Genomic DNA, 12,734 nt, shown 5'->3' on the forward strand with positions numbered 1-12,734 from the left:
TGTCATAATAGTAGAGGTCTTTATTAAAAAGTCTTCACTATGAAAACTATTGTTATGAAAAATTTTATATTATTTATTTTACTTCTTACTTTCCAATTGAATTTTGCACAAACAACTGCTGTTTGTATTTCTGATGAAGAATCTTTATATGAAGATTTAAATGAAATTTCAGTGAAAAAATGCGAAATTGAAGAAGCTAAATCAAGTAAAAAAGTATCTCAAAAAGCACCTTTTAAAGCAATAAAAGCAACACATAATAAACATTATCAGAAAAGAAGAACTCGAAAAAATAATTTTATTGAAATTAATTCTTTCTCGAAATCGATACATTTAAGCGATGTAAAAAATAAAGTAACGAGTGTTAAAAGTAACATAACAGATATTGCTTTATCGTTAAAAACGATTGAAAATAATAAAATAATAGTTTCTTTTGCCCAAGTAGATGAAGTTCCTTCATTTCCTTTAAAACAAGAAAATGCCGATGCTTTTGATGATTTTAACGAAAAAATGACAGATCATATTGATGCGAATTTAATATATCCATCAGATGCAACAATTCATAAATTAAAAGGAATCGTAGCTGTAAATTTTATTATTGATATCAATGGTGATATTAAATCGATAAAAGCAAGTTGTGAAAATAGTGCGCTTTTAGAAGAAGAATCAATTCGAATAATAACGTTACTTCCTAAATTTATCCCAGGAAAACATAACGGAAATAAGGTGAATGTTTTTTATAGTTTTCAAATGGATTTTCACTAATCAATTTTTTGATACAAAATAAAACCTCTTTTTTAAACAAAAAAACAAGAGGTTTAAAAACCTCTTGTTTGAATTAATCTTGAATTAATATTTAAAAATAACTTATTTAAAATAAGAGAAATCTTCTCCGTCTTCTATTTTTAACAAACTTTCATAAATCATTTTAATGACATTTTCAACATCATCACGATGTACCATTTCAACCGTTGTATGCATGTAACGCAATGGTAATGAAATTAATGCAGAGGCAACGCCACCATTACTATAAGCAAAAGCATCGGTATCGGTTCCTGTAGCTCTTGATAATGCTGAACGTTGAAAAGGAATATTATTTTCTTGAGCCGTTTCGATAATTAAATCACGTAATTTTTGCTGTACAGCAGGAGCGTAGGCAATTACAGGACCTTTTCCAATTTCTAAATGTCCAGCTTTCTTTTGGTCAATCATTGGCGTAGTTGTATCATGAGTTACATCAGTTACAATCGCTACGTTTGGTTTTATTGTTTGTGTAATCATTTCAGCACCACGCAAACCGATTTCCTCTTGTACAGAATTAGTTATATATAATCCGAAAGGCAATTCTTTCTTGTTCTCTTTTAATAAACGAGCAACTTCTGCAATCATAAAACCACCCATTCTATTATCCAAAGCACGACATACAAATTTATCGCCATTTAAAATATGAAACTCATCAGGATACGTAATTACGCAACCAACATAAATTCCTAATCCTTCAACTTCGGCTTTAGTAGCACATCCTGTATCAATAAAAATATTATCGGGTTTTGGAGCTTCTTCATTCGCTTTATCTCTTGTGTGAATTGCTGGCCAACCGAAAACACCTTTTACAATGCCATTATCGGTATGAATATTTACAATTTTACTTGGAGCGATTTGGTGATCAGAACCTCCGTTGCGAATTACATAAATCAATCCCTCATCAGAAATATAATTTACATACCATGAAATTTCATCGGCATGTCCTTCAATAACTACTTTGTATTTTGCATCAGGATTAATAACTCCAACGGCAGAACCATAGGTATCTGTAATAAATTCATCAACATAAGGCGTTAGGTAATCCATCCAGATTTTTTGACCTTCCCATTCATATCCTGTAGGAGCAGCGTTATTTAAATATTTTGCTAAGAAATCTATTGACTTCTCGTTTAAAATTGATTTGTTTTTAGCCATAATTTCTGAATTTTCTGATTTATTTTTATAGTTGTTATTTAATTTTTTATTCTTTTTCTACGTTTTTATTCTTTTTTTGATTTTCTTTTTTATGATCATCAACTCCCCAAAAGCTACGTTTTTCAATAAACTCTTCTTGTTCTTTGAGTTGTTTTGGTGTCAATACTTTTAAAAATGAAGGATGTTGTTCAATGGCATATTCAATTTTTTCGATAATACTTGCAACTTCTTCATTTTCATAATCAATTTCTAACGGTTCTTTAATAACCATTGATTGTAAAACATTTCGCTTTTTGATAACCAGTCCTTTTTTATCAAAAGAACGTCTAAAACCATCAATAACAATAGGTACTACAACGGGTTTATAAGTTTTGATAATATGAGCTGTTCCACGACGGACAGGTTTAAAAGGCGTAGTTGTTCCTTGTGGAAAAGTAATTACCCAACCATCGTCTAAGGCTTTGTGAATGTTCGAAATATCCGACATTTTTACTTGCCTTTTTACATCTTTTCCTTTGCTTCTCCACGTTCTTTCTACGGATATAGAACCTGCATAGGCAAATATTTTAGGCAATAATCCTGCACGCATCGTTTCTCCAGCGGCAATATAATAGATGTTCAATTTTGGATTCCATAAATATCCGATATTTTTAAGCGTATCATCACGTCCTTTTAAAGCCGCGTTAAAAACGTGAAACATTGCCGCAACATCAGCAAAATACGTTTGATGATTCGAGATAAATAATACATTTTTATCAGGAAGATTTCTTAAAATATCCGAACCTTCAATTTGTAGTTCATTAAATTTCCGATAGCGACCGTGGGAAACAATACCAAGAAGTTGAATAAGTAATCTTTTTAAAAATAAGAGATGTCCGAAAGGATTCCTTTTGAATAAAGGCATTTGTAGTTGTTTTTTAAAATAATAGCTAAATTACAAAAGAAATAGAAGATATAGAAAATATTACTGTTTTAATAAATCTTTAATTTCAGATAATATCATTGCCGTTGCTCCCCAAACAATGTAATTGTTTAATTTAAAGCAAGGTACTTCCTCTTTTTTCATATATGAAGTTTCCATTTCTTTTGATGTTATATTAGCATCATTTAATAAATCACTGATTAAGATTTCAAGAATATGTGCTACTTCATAATTTTTTTTGAATACAGGTTTTTGCATTGTAACGCCTATAAATGGTGTTACTAAAAAATTACTAGGCGGTATATACGCATCAGAAATAGGACGGATAATTCTAATTTCATCAGAAAAAACACCAACTTCCTCAAAGGTTTCCCTTAAAGCGGTTTCTTCAAGATTCGAATCTTTTTTCGCTGTTTTTCCTCCAGGAAAACTTATTTGAGCTGAATGTGCACCTTTATAAGTAGCTCTCAAAGTTAATACAAAATGAGTTTGATTATTTTCATCAGGATAAAACAATGCCAAAACAGCCGCTTTTTTAGGATTCCTAAGAGCAATTAATTCTTCAGAAAATTGAGTTCTTATTTTAGGAGCAAGCTTTAATTGAGAAGATAAACCACCTAAAATCGTATCTTCTAAAGCAATTATTGCAGTATTGAAATCATCAAAATTCATATAAATAGTTGGGTTTTAAAAAAGAGATGCACTTGTTTTATATCTTATAACTGAACATCAAAATAAAGATAAAAAAATAAGTAACGATATAAAATGGCTCAAAATTTGATTTATCAAAATAAATTAAAATAATATTTTAAATGGAAGAAAAAGAAGAAAAAAATAAATATATAAAATTATTGCTAAGTATCTTGTTTGATGGAATTGGTTTACTATCATTTGTAATTCCTGGTGTCGGAGAATTTATTGACGTAATCTGGGCTCCTTTATCCGCTTTTTTAATCAAAAGAATGTACAAAGGAACGAAAGGGAATGTTGCCGCAACACTATCTTTTATAGAAGAAGCTCTGCCTGGATTAGATATTATTCCAACCTTTACCTTAACATGGATCTATACTTACATAATAGCATCAAACAAAAAAATAGCAAAAATAACGCAATAAATCTAAATGAAAATCTGAATAAATAGTAACGCCTGTTATAAAAAGTTATTTTTTATCAATATATATAAATTAGCAAATAATTAAAAGTCAGTAAGTAAGCAGTAAGGGAAGTAGTATCTAAAAAGAACATCGTTTTTTACTTTATTTTCCTTAAATTTGTCAGCTCAAATTAGAGTGACTATGAAGATATCATACAATTGGTTAAAACAATTTTTACAGACAGACTGGGAAGCTGAAAAAACAGGAGAACTATTAACAGACTTAGGTTTAGAAGTAGAAGGAATTGAAACAGTAGAAAGCATCAAAGGAAGCTTAAAAGGCATCGTAGTTGGTGAAGTAAAAACATGTATAAAGCACCCAAATGCAGATACGTTAAAAATAACGACTGTCGATTTAGGTGACGGACAACCTGTACAAATAGTATGTGGTGCTCCAAATGTAGACGTAGGACAAAAAGTGCCTGTAGCTACTATCGGAACAACATTGTATGATGATAAAGGAACTCCTTTTAAAATTAAAAAAGGGAAAATTAGAGGCGAAGAAAGTTTCGGAATGATTTGTGCCGAAGATGAACTTGGTTTAGGAAAAGGACATGACGGAATAATGGTCTTAGATTTTGAAATCCCTACAGGAACTCCTTGTGCTGAGGTTTTTAAGATTGAAACAGATGCTGTTTTTGAAATTGGTTTAACACCAAATCGTGCTGATGCTATGAGTCACTTTGGTGTCGCTCGTGATTTGCGTGCAGGACTGATTCAACAAGGAACAAATTTAGAATTAATTTCACCATCAGTTTCTGATTTTCATGTCGATGAACGCACACAAAAAATTGATATCGAAGTTGAAGATAAAAATTTAGTGCCTCGTTATTGCGGAATTACTATCACCGATATTGAAATAAAAGATTCACCTGAGTGGATTCAAAATAGATTAAAAGCTATCGGTATTACGCCTAAAAATAATATCGTAGATATTACAAATTATGTTTTACACGAATTAGGACAGCCTTTACACGCTTTTGATGCCAATAAAATAAGAGGAAATAAAGTAGTCGTAAAAACCTTAGAATCAGGAACAAAATTTACAACCTTAGATGAGGTAGAAAGAGAATTAGCCGCAGATGATATTATGATTTGTGATGCCGATAATAATCCGCTTTGTATTGCAGGTGTTTTTGGCGGTTTAAAATCGGGAGTTACCGAACATACAACCACGATTTTCTTAGAAAGTGCCTATTTTAATCCTATTTCAGTTCGTAAAACAGCTAAAAGACACGCCCTAAATACCGATGCTTCTTTCCGCTTTGAAAGAGGAATTGATATCAACCTAACAGAATACGCCTTAAAACGTGCCGCTTTATTAATCGAAGAATATGCAGGCGGAAAAATGTCTTCCGATGTTTTAGACTTTTATCCGAAGAAAATAAAAGATTTTGAAGTATTCTTATCTTTTGAAAATACCTATAAATTAATAGGACAAGAAATTCCAAAAGAAACGATTAAAAATATTTTAGCTTCTTTAGAAATTAAAATGAATAGCGTAACCGAAGGAGGTTTAGGACTAATTATTCCTTCTTACAGAGTTGATGTGCAGCGTGAAGCCGATATTATTGAAGAGATTTTAAGAGTCTACGGATATAATAATATTGAATTTTCTCATAAATTAAATACGTCCATTTCTTTTGATAGCGATAAAGAAGTTAAAATTGAAAATATTGTTGCCAATCAATTAACAGCCTTAGGATTCAACGAAACGATGGCAAATTCTTTAACAAAAGCCGATTATGTTGCGTTGTCTGAAGATTTAAATGAAACGCACAATGTAGAAATGCTAAATCCATTAAGCAATGACTTGAAAGTAATGCGTCAATCATTGTTATTTAGTGGTTTAGAATCAGTATCTTATAATATCAATAGAAAAAATAATGCCCTGAAATTTTATGAATTTGGTAAAACATATCATAAATATGAAAGCGGTTATCAGGAAGATAAACATTTAACATTATTCGTTACAGGAAATAGAACAAAAGATAGTTGGAAAGTTGCAAATCAAACATCAGATTTCTTTTATTTAAAAGGGATTATCGCGAGTTTATGTAGCCGATTAGGACTTCAAAACTTAAAAACATCGCCTGTAAAATCAGCCATGTTTTCTGAAGGATTAACCTTGAGTTTAGGAAGAACCAAATTAGTAGAATTTGGAGTCGTTAACCCAACTATTTTAAAAGAATTTTCAATCAAACAAGAAGTTTTATTTGCTGATTTTAATTGGCAAAATATATTAACTTTAGTCGGAAATAAGAAAATTAAAGTAACTGAATTACCAAAATTTCAATCAGTAAAAAGAGATTTAGCGTTATTGTTAGATGATACAGTAGAATTTAAAGAAATTTATAATCTTTCTTTTCAATCAGAAAAGAAATTATTAAAAGAAGTCGATTTATTTGATGTATATCAAGGTGATAAATTACCCGAAGGTAAAAAATCATACGCTGTAAGTTTTGTTTTACAAGACGAAAATAAAACACTAGCAGATAAACAAATTGATAAAATAATGCAAAAATTACAGCTAACATTCGAAAAGAATTTAAATGCTGTTTTAAGATAATTTTAAAGCTCCAATATTTATTGGAGCTTTTTTATGTATTTATTTTTAATAAAAATAGTAAAATAAAAAACGTATATATAATATGTACAAATCAATAATACGCCCAATTTTCTTTCTTTTTGATCCTGAAAAAATTCATTACTTTACTTTTTCATTAGTAAAAACAATGTCTAAAATTCCATTTGTTCCAGCCATTTTTAGAAATTTATATCAAGTAAATGATAAAAAATTAGAACGAAATGTATTCGGATTGACCTTTAAAAATCCTGTTGGTTTAGCAGCTGGATTCGATAAAAATGCCGTACTATATAATGAGTTGGCAAATTTTGGGTTCGGTTTTGTGGAAATAGGAACCGTAACACCAAAAGGACAAACAGGAAATCCGAAGAAAAGATTATTTCGCCTAAAAGATGACCAAGGAATTATTAATCGAATGGGATTTAATAATGAAGGACTCGAAATTGCGATCGAACAATTGAAAAAAAATAAAGGTAAAATTATTATCGGAGGAAATATCGGGAAAAATACCGACACCGCTCCAGAGAATTATACCCAAGATTATATAACCTGTTTTAAAGGATTACATCCGTATGTAGATTATTTTGTGTTAAATGTAAGTTGTCCAAATGTAGGAAGTCACGCAAAATTAGATGATGTCGGATATTTAAAAGAACTAATTACCGAAGTTCAAAAAATTAATACCAAACAGGAAAAACAAAAACCAATTTTATTGAAAATTGCTCCCGATTTAAATAATCAACAATTAGATGAAATTATTGAACTCGTAGCACAAACAAAAATTGATGGCGTTATTGCTTCCAATACTTCCGTTGATAGAACAAACTTGAAAGCTACAGAAAATCAATTGAAAGAAATTGGAAATGGTGGTATAAGTGGTCAGCCAGTAAAAGAAAAAAGTACCAAAGTCATTAAATATTTAGCCGATAAATCGAACAAAGCATTTCCAATTATCGGAGTGGGAGGAATACACAGCGAAAAAGATGCACTAGAAAAAATAGCAGCAGGTGCAGATTTAATCCAAATTTATACAGGATTTATTTATGAAGGACCAAAATTAATTAAAAGAATTAATAACGCAATTTTAAATAAATAAAATTAGTATCACAGTTATTTAATTTTCATAATTAGAAAAAATCATACCTTTAAAAATAAAATCAAAGAAGTAATTTTTATAAGTTACTTCTTTTTTTACGCATCGTTTTATGAGTCTGTTTAAATTTGTAAAAAAAATAGTCGCAAAAAATGACGATAAGCGAAATGACAGCAAGGGACAGCAAGGGGTTGAAACCCCTTGTTAAAAAACAAATAAAAATATGTCAAAGGAATTTTATTCTAGTTTCTCATCCTGATTTTTCACACAGTTTTTAGCTTTGTGTTTTTTGTCAATGATTTTATCAATTCTGGTTTTGTCAATTCGAGTGATTTTAATGACTAAAAGGAATTAAAATTGTATCGAGAATTTGAATTCTCTTATATTGATGAATTTTAATTAACTTTACTATTAAATAAGTTCTCGATACCATTTTTTTGAAGGAAAAAAATCACTCGAACTGACAAGTAGGTTCTTACAAAATTAAATAAATAAAAATATAACTTTAAGGCATAAAACGAAACCAAGTAAAAAGACTTAGCCCCGATTGAAGCAATTGTTTGAGCTCTTTTTTGATTTTTCTTCAAAAAAAGCGAGTGCGGAAAGCGGGAAATAGCTCCCCAAAAAAAAAATCCAAAATTAAATGTTTGAAACTCTAAGCTCTTTTATAATCGCTTCTGCAACTTTAGCAATTTCTCCTGGTCCTGACAATATTTTTGTGCTTTCACAAAGTATCGTACACGGAAAAAAATATGGCCTAGCAACCGTTTTTGGATTGATGACAGGATGTGTCGTGCATACAACATTAGTAGCCTTCGGAATGTCTGAAATTATACAACAAGAACCAACCTTGTTTTTTATAATCAAGTTATTTGGTGCAAGCTATCTGCTATACTTAGCCTATCAAGTTTATAAAAGTGATGCGAAAATCGCTTTTTCAACAGAAAAATCAACAGAAAATATTCCTGAAAAATCAACCCTGCAATTGTTTAAAAAAGGATTTTTTATGAATGTCTTAAATCCTAAAGTTACTATTTTTTTCTTAGCCTTTTTTCCGCAATTTCTGTTCTCTAAAACCATAGAAACAATTATTCAATTTTATATTTTAGGCGGTTTATTTATCCTAATCTCTACATTAGTGTTTTCAGGAATCGCTATTTTAGCTGGAGAAATATCAGCAAGTATCAAAAAAAACGCCCAAATAGGTGTGTACCTAAAATGGGCGCAAATTATTGTTTTTCTAGGAATCGCAATGTTGATTTTATTCTAATCATTATACATTTTCAGCAGAAATATTTGCCCAATTCTCTCCCGTTTTTATGCGGTGAAGTTGCATTTCTGAAACTCCAAACTGTTTTGCCAAAATCTTTAAACGAGTTCTTCTATTAGGATTGTTTAATTTTCGCTTTAGCAATTTTACCTTCGTTTCTGTAAGTTTGACATTCGTCGGTTTATGAACCTTATTTACATATTCAGGATTTGAAAATTGATGTATCTCCTTTTCACGTCTGGTAGTCCATTTTAAATTTTCAACACGGTTATCTTTCTTATCATAATTTAAATGAATCACATATAAATCATCCTCTTTTTTCTCTAGAAAACTTTCCGCAACTAATTTATGAACATATCGACTCGTTTGTTTACCGCTTTCTTTTTGTTTTAAAGGTAAATTTTGATATCCATTGATGAAATATTCCTTTACTAAAAATTCCTCTTCCTTTTTACAGTTGATTATTCTTCCGTAATTCGATATTTTAAATTTTTCTTTTTCAGAGATTTTATCGTCAAATACTAATTCTTTCCACTTTTCATTTCGGTAGTTTCGTATCATAATTTTTCAATATTTATCTGAACTTAAATAATAAAATAGCTTTTTATTATTTAAAACAAAATTACAAATTTTATTCTAATCTTATTTCTAATCTATTCGAAGTTGTTTTATAAACCACTAACTTTAACTAACTTTAACGTAATTTAACAAAGTCAATATAAAAATTAATCTATTTAAAATATTCAAAATACGTAAAATAGTCAAAATAGCCATTGCTTTTTACACATCGCTACTTGGCACAACAATTGTTTTATATAGTAAGTATAAATAGAAAAACTCAAACATCAATAATTAAAATGCTGTTTTTCAAATAATTAAACGTTTAAAAGTGCTTTTTGTATTTTTGTTTTAAAATATTTAAAAATCAAAATGCCACTATGACACCTAAATAAGCTATGAGCAAATCAAAAATAATACATTTAGACAATTTGTCACTTCAAGATGCTTTTAATGAAGATTCTGAATTAATCCCATTACTAACACCTGAAGATGAAGAATTAATAAACAAAGAAGAAATTCCAACAGAATTACCTATTTTACCATTAAGAAATACCGTATTATTTCCTGGAGTTGTAATCCCGATTACCGCTGGTAGAGATAAATCAATCCAATTAATAAAAGATGCCAATAAAGGCGATAAAACAATTGGAGTCGTCGCTCAAAAAGATATCGATACTGAAAATCCTGGTTTTGCTGATATTCATCAAACTGGTGTCGTTGCTAAAATTTTACGTGTCCTGAAAATGCCTGACGGAAATGTAACCGTTATTATTCAAGGAAAAAAACGATTCGTAATTGATGAAATTACACAAGAAGAACCGTACTTAAAAGCAAACGTTCATGAAGCTATCGAAGATAAAGAAGTTGAAGACGAAAAAGAATTTGAAGCAATTATAGAATCTATCAAAGAATTAGCCTTGGAGGTTATTAAAGAAAATCCAATGTTACCTTCTGAAGCTTCTATCGCTATTAAAAATATTCAATCCAATTCATTTTTGGTAAACTTTATTTCATCAAACATGGAATTAAGCGTTGCCAAAAAACAAGTCATTCTTGAAGAAGATAATTTAAGAGAACGTGCACTTTTAACATTAAGTAACTTAGATAAAGAACTTCAAAAATTACAATTACGTAACGATATTCAATCGAAAACTCGTTCGGATTTAGATAAACAACAACGTGAATATTATTTACATCAACAATTAAAAACCATTCAAGATGAATTAGGAGGCGTTTCTCATGACCAAGAATTAGAAGACATGAGAGCAAAATCTAAAACAAAAAAATGGAATAAAGAAGTTGCCAAAACATTTGAAAAGGAATTAAATCGTTTAAAACGAATGAATCCACAAATGGCAGAATATGGTGTGCAACGAAATTATTTAGAGTTAATGTTAGAATTACCTTGGAATATTTATTCTAAAGATAAATTTAATTTAAAAAGAGCTCAAAAAATATTAGATAGAGATCACTTTGGTTTAGAGAAAGTTAAAGAACGTATTATTGAACATTTAGCTGTTTTAAAATTACGTGGCGATATGAAATCGCCAATTATTTGCTTGTACGGACCTCCAGGAGTTGGAAAAACTTCGTTAGGAAAATCAGTGGCAGAAGCATTAGGACGAAAATATGTTCGTATGTCATTAGGTGGTTTGCGTGATGAAGCAGAAATTCGTGGACATCGTAAAACCTATATCGGTGCAATGCCAGGACGTATAATTCAAAATCTTAAAAAATCGGGAACGTCAAACCCTGTATTTGTTTTAGATGAAATTGATAAATTAAGCCAAAGCAATCAAGGAGATCCTTCGTCAGCAATGTTAGAAGTTTTAGATCCTGAACAAAATACTCAATTCTATGATAATTATTTAGAAGTTGGTTATGATCTTTCTAAAGTTTTATTTATCGCTACCGCCAATAATTTAGGGCAAATCCCTTGGGCATTGCGTGATAGAATGGAACTTATCAACGTTACTGGATATACGATTGAAGAAAAAACAGAAATTGCTAAAAAATATTTATTTCCAAAACAATTAAAAGAACACGGATTATTACCAAAACATTTATCAATTCGAAAAAAATTAATTGAAAAAATTGTAGAAGGATATACGCGTGAATCAGGAGTACGTGGTTTGGAAAAACAAGTCGCAAAAGTTGTTCGATTTGTTGCTAAATCAATAGCAATGGATCAGGAATATAATGTTGATTTAACAAGCGAAGACATTGAAAATATTTTAGGAGCTCCTCGTTTAGAACGTGATAAATATGAAAATAATAATGTCGCTGGAGTTGTTACAGGTTTAGCCTGGACAAGCGTTGGTGGTGATATTTTATTTATTGAATCGATTATTTCAAAAGGAAAAGGAGTACTTTCTATTACAGGAAATCTAGGAAAAGTAATGAAAGAATCTGCTACGATAGCGATGAAATATATCAAAGCAAATGCAGCAGATTTTGGAATTAATCCAGAAGTTTTAGAAAAAAATGATGTACATATTCATGTGCCAGAAGGGGCAACCCCGAAAGACGGACCAAGTGCAGGAATTACCATGCTGACGTCATTAGTTTCTGTATTTACACAACGTAAAGTTAAAGATAAATTAGCCATGACTGGTGAAATTACACTTCGAGGAAAAGTATTACCCGTTGGAGGAATTAAGGAAAAAATATTAGCAGCAAAGCGCGCAAATATTACCGAAATTATTTTATGTGCTGATAATAAAAAAGATATTCTAGAAATAAAAGAAAGTTATTTAAAAGGAATGAAATTTCATTATGTAACAGAAATGCACGAAGTAATCGATATAGCCTTAACAAAACAGAAAGTTAAAAAAGCTAAAAAACTAGCTTAAATTTTAATTTTTATTCATTGATATTTATTTGAGATGTTAAAATTATTTTAATAATTCAATAATAATTACTAAAGAATCGCTAAAAAATCACATAAAATTATCGAAAAATAAAAAGTAAAAAATTATTCTATAAAATTAGGATAATTAAAAAGTCTCTCCAAATCAATGGAGAGACTTTTTAAATGTAATATTATTAAAAATTCATAAAAGTATTGCATTATTCATGTTTATAAAAATGAAAAAAGTCATCTAAAAATAAAAATGATTATTATTTTCATCAAAAACTTATATAAATTACACCGATTCATATCAGATTTGACTAAAAAATATTTTTTTCTAA

Annotated in this window: 10 protein-coding genes; 6 read left to right on the plus strand and 4 right to left on the minus strand. The window is 29.7% G+C overall.

Annotation, left to right across the window (positions count from 1 at the left end; all coding sequences use genetic code 11):
• The first annotated feature begins 54 nt into the window (after window positions 1-54).
• Window positions 55-762, plus strand: coding sequence for an energy transducer TonB (locus tag L0U72_RS10330; protein WP_233899080.1), 708 nt, complete (start codon window positions 55-57; stop codon window positions 760-762).
• 102 nt (window positions 763-864) lie between these two features.
• On the opposite strand, the gene L0U72_RS10335 is transcribed toward L0U72_RS10330, so the two are convergent.
• Genes L0U72_RS10335 through L0U72_RS10345 form a run of 3 tightly spaced genes read right to left on the minus strand, consistent with a single transcriptional unit; the run spans window position 865 to window position 3,550 of the window.
• Window positions 865-1,956: a M42 family metallopeptidase gene (locus tag L0U72_RS10335; protein ID WP_101918303.1), complete on the minus strand. Its 1,092-nt coding sequence runs from the start codon at window positions 1,954-1,956 to the stop codon at window positions 865-867.
• Window positions 1,957-2,002: 46 nt separating this feature from the next.
• Window positions 2,003-2,860 carry a lysophospholipid acyltransferase family protein gene (locus L0U72_RS10340; protein WP_233899082.1) on the minus strand — a complete coding sequence of 286 codons (858 nt, stop codon included), beginning with the start codon at window positions 2,858-2,860 and terminating at the stop codon, window positions 2,003-2,005.
• A gap of 60 nt (window positions 2,861-2,920) precedes the next feature.
• The gene (locus tag L0U72_RS10345) at window positions 2,921-3,550 is read right to left on the minus strand and encodes an NUDIX hydrolase (RefSeq protein WP_233899084.1); all 630 of its coding nucleotides are present in this window, start codon (window positions 3,548-3,550) and stop codon (window positions 2,921-2,923) included.
• A 140-nt stretch (window positions 3,551-3,690) separates the two neighbouring features.
• On the opposite strand from L0U72_RS10345, the gene L0U72_RS10350 reads away from it, so the two are divergent.
• The 4 genes from L0U72_RS10350 to L0U72_RS10365 all read left to right on the plus strand — a co-directional run bounded on the left by L0U72_RS10350 (window position 3,691) and on the right by L0U72_RS10365 (window position 8,981).
• Window positions 3,691-3,993: a hypothetical protein gene (locus L0U72_RS10350; protein ID WP_101918300.1), complete on the plus strand. Its 303-nt coding sequence runs from the start codon at window positions 3,691-3,693 to the stop codon at window positions 3,991-3,993.
• A 180-nt stretch (window positions 3,994-4,173) separates the two neighbouring features.
• The gene (pheT, locus tag L0U72_RS10355) at window positions 4,174-6,600 is read left to right on the plus strand and encodes a phenylalanine--tRNA ligase subunit beta (protein WP_233899086.1); all 2,427 of its coding nucleotides are present in this window, start codon (window positions 4,174-4,176) and stop codon (window positions 6,598-6,600) included.
• Between the two features lie 82 nt (window positions 6,601-6,682).
• Window positions 6,683-7,714: a quinone-dependent dihydroorotate dehydrogenase gene (locus L0U72_RS10360; RefSeq protein WP_233899088.1), complete on the plus strand. Its 1,032-nt coding sequence runs from the start codon at window positions 6,683-6,685 to the stop codon at window positions 7,712-7,714.
• Window positions 7,715-8,354: 640 nt separating this feature from the next.
• Window positions 8,355-8,981, plus strand: a complete 627-nt coding sequence (locus tag L0U72_RS10365; RefSeq protein ID WP_233899090.1) for a LysE family translocator — start codon at window positions 8,355-8,357, stop codon at window positions 8,979-8,981.
• Window positions 8,982-8,984: 3 nt separating this feature from the next.
• Here the strand turns inward: L0U72_RS10365 and L0U72_RS10370 are convergent, their stop codons facing one another.
• Window positions 8,985-9,542, minus strand: a complete 558-nt coding sequence (locus tag L0U72_RS10370; protein ID WP_233898005.1) for an HNH endonuclease — start codon at window positions 9,540-9,542, stop codon at window positions 8,985-8,987.
• A gap of 395 nt (window positions 9,543-9,937) precedes the next feature.
• On the opposite strand from L0U72_RS10370, the gene lon reads away from it, so the two are divergent.
• Window positions 9,938-12,394 (plus strand): endopeptidase La, encoded by a 2,457-nt coding sequence (lon, locus tag L0U72_RS10375; protein ID WP_101918295.1) that lies wholly within the window; start codon window positions 9,938-9,940, stop codon window positions 12,392-12,394.
• Window positions 12,395-12,734 lie beyond the last annotated feature (340 nt).

The organism is Tenacibaculum piscium, from assembly GCF_021390755.1.
GTDB classification, from domain to species: domain Bacteria; phylum Bacteroidota; class Bacteroidia; order Flavobacteriales; family Flavobacteriaceae; genus Polaribacter; species Polaribacter piscius.

Excerpts from the sequence above, each read along its gene's own strand:
- L0U72_RS10365 (WP_233899090.1), top strand. The coding sequence starts at position 8,355 with ATGTTTGAAACTCTAAGCTCTTTTATAATCGCTTCTGCAACTTTAGCA.
- L0U72_RS10360 (WP_233899088.1), top strand. The coding sequence starts at position 6,683 with ATGTACAAATCAATAATACGCCCAATTTTCTTTCTTTTTGATCCTGAA.
- L0U72_RS10330 (WP_233899080.1), top strand. The coding sequence starts at position 55 with ATGAAAAATTTTATATTATTTATTTTACTTCTTACTTTCCAATTGAAT.
- L0U72_RS10370 (WP_233898005.1), bottom strand. The coding sequence starts at position 9,542 with ATGATACGAAACTACCGAAATGAAAAGTGGAAAGAATTAGTATTTGAC.
- L0U72_RS10350 (WP_101918300.1), top strand. The coding sequence starts at position 3,691 with ATGGAAGAAAAAGAAGAAAAAAATAAATATATAAAATTATTGCTAAGT.
- pheT (WP_233899086.1), top strand. The coding sequence starts at position 4,174 with ATGAAGATATCATACAATTGGTTAAAACAATTTTTACAGACAGACTGG.
- L0U72_RS10335 (WP_101918303.1), bottom strand. The coding sequence starts at position 1,956 with ATGGCTAAAAACAAATCAATTTTAAACGAGAAGTCAATAGATTTCTTA.
- L0U72_RS10345 (WP_233899084.1), bottom strand. The coding sequence starts at position 3,550 with ATGAATTTTGATGATTTCAATACTGCAATAATTGCTTTAGAAGATACG.
- lon (WP_101918295.1), top strand. The coding sequence starts at position 9,938 with ATGAGCAAATCAAAAATAATACATTTAGACAATTTGTCACTTCAAGAT.
- L0U72_RS10340 (WP_233899082.1), bottom strand. The coding sequence starts at position 2,860 with ATGCCTTTATTCAAAAGGAATCCTTTCGGACATCTCTTATTTTTAAAA.